The sequence below is a fragment of the Robertmurraya kyonggiensis genome, assembly GCF_005116465.1.
In the GTDB taxonomy this organism is placed as follows: domain Bacteria; phylum Bacillota; class Bacilli; order Bacillales; family Cytobacillaceae; genus Robertmurraya; species Robertmurraya kyonggiensis.
Genome location: NZ_SWBM01000091.1, coordinates 1 through 1,008 on the forward strand (window position 1 = coordinate 1; position 1,008 = coordinate 1,008).

At 31.5% G+C, this 1,008-nt stretch carries 1 protein-coding gene; it reads right to left on the reverse strand.

Going from position 1 to position 1,008, the window contains the following annotated elements:
• Positions 1-223: hypothetical protein (locus FA727_RS25765; RefSeq protein ID WP_206663872.1), on the reverse strand; the 223-nt coding region annotated here is incomplete at its 3' end.
• Positions 224-1,008: the final 785 nt, after the last annotated feature.

A 1,008-nucleotide genomic window follows, 5' to 3' on the forward strand; every position in this document is an offset into this window, starting at 1 on the left:
ACGTTCTGCAATCTTCCTTGGGTGAGACATTAGAATGCACTTGAGGATTATTTTTTTCCTCCGTACGAGAGGATGGTGTAGCTGTGACCGCCGGGTTTCGTGGTGATACAACCGACGAATAATCTCGCCTCACAGCCTCAATATCAAAAGGAGGTTCTTTTCCTGCTGCAACATAATATGCATGTGTTCCTTCCAAATAAGGAAAAAGTCCATTTTTGGCCATCCAACTCTTGCCTCAGTTTGGTTTTGGCCATCGAACTCCAAAACCGGGTATCTTTGGCCATCCAACTATCAAAACCGTTCAAATTTGGCCATCGGGCTGTTTTGATGAGTGGTTTTAACTTTTTTTATTTACAATTTAGTCCTTAGATCTTAAAATGATTATTACTTTTTGCTCGTACCTCCGATTTAGGTGATTCTTGTGGTCACGTGTTACTAACGGTGAACACTATATTTTAAAGTAATCTTTACACTATTTTATCACTATTTGTTATATTATTTTTTTGGCTATTGTGTAGAAAAAATAATATAAAAAATTAAACAAACAATTATAAAATAATATAATCAATATTTTAAAATGTAAAGCTCATTGTTACGAACACTTGACCATTAGAATCACTTAAAATGGAGATGAAGAAAAAAATAGTAATCATTTTAACATCCAAGGACTAAAAAGCACTAAATTAGTCCATTTTAATCCTTGGATCTTAAAATGATTATTATTTTTTTCTCCTAATCTCTGATTTAAGTGATTCTAATGCTCATGTATTCGTAACGATGAACTTTATCTTTTAAAATGTTGATTATATTATTTTATAATTGTTTGTTTTACTTTTCTTATATTGTTGTTTCTACACAACGACAAAAAAATAATATAACAAATAGTGATAAAATAGTATAAAGATCACTTTAAAATATAGTGCTCACCGTTAGTAACACATGACCACAAGAATCACCTAAATCGGAGGTACGAGCAAAAAGTAATAATCATTTTAAGATCTAAGGACT